This window comes from Paenibacillus dendritiformis (genome assembly GCF_015845845.1).
Classification (GTDB): Bacteria; Bacillota; Bacilli; order Paenibacillales; family Paenibacillaceae; genus Paenibacillus_B; species Paenibacillus_B dendritiformis_C.
Map to the genome: position 1 here is coordinate 1 of NZ_LDIG01000071.1, position 4,140 is coordinate 4,140.

The following is a 4,140-nucleotide window of genomic DNA, read 5'->3' on the forward strand; positions in this document are numbered from 1 at the left end:
CAGCCGCAGGCGGGTCAAAACGGTCATCGAAAATCTGATCTGGCTGGCCTCTCGAATGGTAGAGCATGCCAGACAAACGAAGCTCCGGTTCGGAAGACATAGTCCATGGTTTCAGACATTCCAGCGCATTTACGGGACCTTGTCGGGATAATAGATTGCGAACCTATGTTTCCGTTCAAGCTTTGCACAAGGGAAGCTTTGTTTCGTGATGTCTTTTTCAAGTGAATCGAGTCATCACCTCTGCTTTCTGCGCCTATCGTTACAGCTGATAGTGATGGTTCTCTTATTCGTAACCCTTTCACGGATTCAGGTTTTATAAAGCGGGCCAAAAAATTGATATACCAAAATCAGACTGGGGAGCAAGTAACAATGGGAAATGAAATGGTGATCGTTAAAAATAGGAGCCAATTAGCAGAGGTTACTGCGCTGGCTGAAGATATGGTACTTTGTGAGTCGCGGTTGCCTGACCAAGTATTTCGGGATTGCTTCGATAAGTTTAGATTTGAAGAATTTGATTGGGCAATGAGCGCCGATTTTTGGCCTTTCCTTCAAAAGATTGCAGACAAATCTCATGCTCCTTACATTGTTATGGGAGTTATTGGGCCGAGCCCGACAGACTATTTTTGTAAAGAGTTCGGATGTTATAACTGGTTTCAGTTACCTGTGACTATGTCTGGCGGCGACTATTGGAGTGTATTGGAGTTGGCGCCGGGAGGCAGTCCCGCTGACGCATTGTTATTTAACTCAGATGTAGTCGTATGGCTATCACCTTCTAAGAACTGGACGATTTGGGGTGAATGCTCGAATGGTCTCTGTTTCCTGGCTACCCGGACAATAGACTCCTTCCGAGTTAATCCTTCCTGGCGGTTAGCAGATGAAGCGCTTCAGGGCATCATTCCGATAAATTTTTCGAATGGGACCGTTCCAACGGATTTCGCCCGTACGTTACGCGTGAATTACCCTGAACCGGAGTCGCCAATACGTTGATTCGGAATGCGGAATATTTTGCTGATTCGTCCGCATGAATCTGACCTATAAGATAAGAGCCGCGGGATTATTCCCTCGGCTCTTTTTCGTGTGGTCGCAATTCAGCACCGGCCCTTATTTCCCCGAAGACTTTAACAACCTATCCAAACACCACGGGCACCTCTTCGCTCGTAATCGGCTCGTTCGGCGTGAATCCAGTGTTACAGCGGCCCAAATTCCTGCTATCCATGACGCGTTGGATTGACTATAAGAAAAAGAAGTCTAGCCAGGTATTCAGTTACTCAAAACGGGGGATAAACCTGTGAATATCTTTGATTCCGTTAGCAAGCATGTTGGCACGCAGGAGAGAATACATTTGTTCCTCTTCATAAACAGCAAAAAACCCTTGTCCGACAAGGGTTCCATGATACTGGTGCGCGTGGAGGGACTTGAACCCCCACGGTTGCCCGCTAGATCCTAAGTCTAGTGCGTCTGCCAATTCCGCCACACGCGCATTCCTATAAATTACTGGTGAGCCATGAAGGACTCGAACCTTCGACACCCTGATTAAAAGTCAGGTGCTCTACCAACTGAGCTAATGGCTCTCATAAATGGCTGGGGATATAGGATTCGAACCTATGCATGACGGAGTCAAAGTCCGTTGCCTTACCGCTTGGCTAATCCCCAACGATGTTAAAATGCGTAATGTCATGGTGCCGGCGATAGGAGTCGAACCCACGACCTACTGATTACAAGTCAGCCGCTCTACCAACTGAGCTACACCGGCTTACATGAATGGTGGACGCTGACGGGATCGAACCGCCGACCCTCTGCTTGTAAGGCAGATGCTCTCCCAGCTGAGCTAAGCGTCCAGAAAATGGTGACCCGTACGGGATTCGAACCCGTGTTACCGCCGTGAAAGGGCGGTGTCTTAACCGCTTGACCAACGGGCCTCAGGATAGCTTACCTATAATTTGTAAAAAAAGTACTGGAGCTCTCAACCGGGATCGAACCGGTGACCTCATCCTTACCATGGATGCACTCTACCTACTGAGCTATGAGAGCAAGATGGCTCCCCGAACAGGACTCGAACCTGTGACAACTCGGTTAACAGCCGAGTGCTCTACCGACTGAGCTATCAGGGAACAGTAAGGAACAGTTCTGCGCTGCGTGGACTTGCCACAACAAATCCACGCTCGCATCTCTGTCTGCTTGGCAGCGTCCTACTCTCCCGGGACCCTGCGGTCCAAGTACCATCGGCGCTGGAGGGCTTAACGGTCGTGTTCGGGATGGGTACGCGTGGAACCCCTCCGCTATCGCCACCAAACAGATAAGGTATTGTACCTTAAAAACTGAATGCGAAAGCAAATCATCAAACCATCCGGGGGCCCCGAAAAGTAATCGGTGTTGCTGCAACGCTTCACGTCACTTTTTGGGGTGAAAGTAGGATAAGCCCTCGACCGATTAGTATTGGTCAGCTCCATGCATTGCTGCACTTCCACCTCCAACCTATCTACCTCGTCGTCTTCAAGGGGTCTTACCAATGTGGGAAATCTCATCTTGAGGGGGGCTTCACGCTTAGATGCTTTCAGCGCTTATCCCTTCCGTACTTGGCTACCCAGCTATGCCTCTGGCGAAACAACTGGTACACCAGCGGTACGTCCATCCCGGTCCTCTCGTACTAAGGACAGCTCCTCTCAAATTTCCTACGCCCGCGACAGATAGGGACCGAACTGTCTCACGACGTTCTGAACCCAGCTCGCGTACCGCTTTAATGGGCGAACAGCCCAACCCTTGGGACCTACTTCAGCCCCAGGATGCGATGAGCCGACATCGAGGTGCCAAACCTCCCCGTCGATGTGGACTCTTGGGGGAGATAAGCCTGTTATCCCCAGGGTAGCTTTTATCCGTTGAGCGATGGCCCTTCCATGCGGTACCACCGGATCACTAAGCCCGACTTTCGTCCCTGCTCGACTTGTAGGTCTCGCAGTCAAGCTCCCTTCTGCCTTTGCACTCTTCGAATGATTTCCAACCATTCTGAGGGAACCTTGGGGCGCCTCCGTTACTCTTTAGGAGGCGACCGCCCCAGTCAAACTGCCCGCCTGACACTGTCCCCGAACCGGTTTCACGGTCCCTGGTTAGAACTCCGATACGATCAGGGTGGTATCCCAACGGCGCCTCCACCGAAGCTGGCGCTCCGGCTTCCCAGGCTCCCACCTATCCTGTACAGACCGTACCAAAGTCCAATATCAAGCTGCAGTAAAGCTCCATGGGGTCTTTCCGTCTTGTCGCGGGTAACCTGCATCTTCACAGGTATTAAAATTTCACCGGATCTCTCGTTGAGACAGCGCCCAAGTCGTTACGCCATTCGTGCGGGTCAGAATTTACCTGACAAGGAATTTCGCTACCTTAGGACCGTTATAGTTACGGCCGCCGTTTACTGGGGCTTCGGTTCATAGCTTCGCCTTACGGCTAACCACTCCCCTTAACCTTCCAGCACCGGGCAGGCGTCAGCCCGTATACTTCGCCTTACGGCTTCGCACAGACCTGTGTTTTTGCTAAACAGTCGCTCGGGCCTATTCACTGCGGCCCCCTCGGGCTATTCACCCTACCGGGGCACCCCTTCTCCCAAAGTTACGGGGTCATTTTGCCGAGTTCCTTAACGAGAGTTCTTCCGCGCGCCTTAGAATTCTCTTCTCGCCTACCTGTGTCGGTTTGCGGTACGGGCACCTTTACCTGGCTAGAGGCTTTTCTTGGCAGCATGAAATCAAGACCTTCGGTACTGTAATTTTCCCTCCCCGTCACAGCCCAGCCTTACGGTCAGCGGATTTGCCTACTGACCAGCCTCACTGCTTGGACGAGCATCCATCTGCTCGCGTCCCTATCCTTCTGCGTCCCCCCATTGCTCATAACGGCTACGGTGGTACAGGAATTTCAACCTGTTGTCCTTCGACTACGCCTTTCGGCCTCGCCTTAGGTCCCGACTTACCCTGGGCGGACGAGCCTTCCCCAGGAACCCTTAGGCTTTCGGCGGACTGGATTCTCACCAGTCTTTTCGTTACTCATACCGGCATTCTCACTTGTGTACAGTCCAGCAGTCCTTCCGGTCTGCCTTCCACCCGGTACACAACGCTCCCCTACCACTGCATCGACTTCACTCCAGCTTCGAAGTAT

1 protein-coding gene, 8 tRNA genes, 2 rRNA genes and 1 pseudogene are annotated in these 4,140 nt (G+C 51.9%); 2 read left to right on the forward strand and 10 right to left on the reverse strand.

Going from position 1 to position 4,140, the window contains the following annotated elements:
• Both ABD76_RS29250 and ABD76_RS03995 read left to right on the forward strand, forming a co-directional pair.
• Positions 1-151 (forward strand): annotated as a pseudogene (locus ABD76_RS29250) (IS1380 family transposase); the annotation flags it as partial.
• 218 nt (positions 152-369) lie between these two features.
• Complete coding sequence (locus ABD76_RS03995) at positions 370-987, forward strand: hypothetical protein (RefSeq protein ID WP_197254454.1); 618 nt, start codon at positions 370-372, stop codon at positions 985-987.
• Between the two features lie 410 nt (positions 988-1,397).
• Here ABD76_RS03995 and ABD76_RS04000 read toward each other — a convergent pair.
• The 10 genes from ABD76_RS04000 to ABD76_RS04045 all read right to left on the reverse strand — a co-directional run.
• Positions 1,398-1,480: transfer RNA gene (locus ABD76_RS04000), tRNA-Leu, on the reverse strand.
• Positions 1,481-1,495: 15 nt separating this feature from the next.
• Positions 1,496-1,571, reverse strand: a tRNA-Lys gene (locus tag ABD76_RS04005).
• A 7-nt stretch (positions 1,572-1,578) separates the two neighbouring features.
• Positions 1,579-1,653, reverse strand: a tRNA-Gln gene (locus ABD76_RS04010).
• A 24-nt stretch (positions 1,654-1,677) separates the two neighbouring features.
• A tRNA-Thr gene (locus ABD76_RS04015) sits at positions 1,678-1,753 on the reverse strand.
• A gap of 9 nt (positions 1,754-1,762) precedes the next feature.
• A tRNA-Val gene (locus ABD76_RS04020) sits at positions 1,763-1,838 on the reverse strand.
• Between the two features lie 6 nt (positions 1,839-1,844).
• A tRNA-Glu gene (locus tag ABD76_RS04025) sits at positions 1,845-1,919 on the reverse strand.
• Positions 1,920-1,955: 36 nt separating this feature from the next.
• Positions 1,956-2,031: transfer RNA gene (locus ABD76_RS04030), tRNA-Thr, on the reverse strand.
• Positions 2,032-2,035: 4 nt separating this feature from the next.
• Positions 2,036-2,111 (reverse strand) — tRNA-Asn (locus ABD76_RS04035).
• Between the two features lie 65 nt (positions 2,112-2,176).
• A 5S ribosomal RNA gene (gene rrf, locus ABD76_RS04040) occupies positions 2,177-2,293 on the reverse strand.
• 117 nt (positions 2,294-2,410) lie between these two features.
• A 23S ribosomal RNA gene (locus ABD76_RS04045) occupies positions 2,411-4,140 on the reverse strand; the annotation flags it as partial.

Excerpts from the sequence above, each read along its gene's own strand:
- ABD76_RS03995 (WP_197254454.1), top strand. The coding sequence starts at position 370 with ATGGGAAATGAAATGGTGATCGTTAAAAATAGGAGCCAATTAGCAGAG.